Below are 319 nucleotides of genomic sequence, written 5' to 3' on the forward strand. Positions count from 1 at the left end.
GCATGATTCAGTTTAATACATCATCACCTATGAAAAACATGCGTACAAAAGTTAGGCGCTTCAATCGAGAATTCACATAACAAAGCGTTTAAGACGGATTCCCAACGCTCGGCATTTTCAGCTTACTTTAGGTTAAGTGTTTATGTCACAATGGTTTAGGCTGGGTGGTAGGCGTTGCTCACCACTTAACGCGGCGTTATGTGTTTGATGAGTTTTTAAGGTCAAAACTACGATTTCATTGAGAATTTGTTCCGTGTTTTCGGCAAGTTGGCTTGGTCGAAATGGATTCTTGAACAACCTGAGATTGATCGTTTTGAAG

The 319-nt window shown here is 40.4% G+C and carries 1 protein-coding gene; it reads right to left on the bottom strand.

Annotation, left to right across the window (positions count from 1 at the left end; genetic code table 11):
• Nucleotides 1-132: 132 nt before the first annotated feature.
• A partial coding sequence (locus EYW48_RS21660) for a hypothetical protein (protein ID WP_277433101.1) occupies nt 133-319 on the bottom strand: 187 nt, incomplete at its 5' end.

It is taken from the genome of Vibrio sp. 1180_3, from assembly GCF_029478545.1.
GTDB lineage: Bacteria > Pseudomonadota > Gammaproteobacteria > Enterobacterales > Vibrionaceae > Vibrio > Vibrio aestuarianus.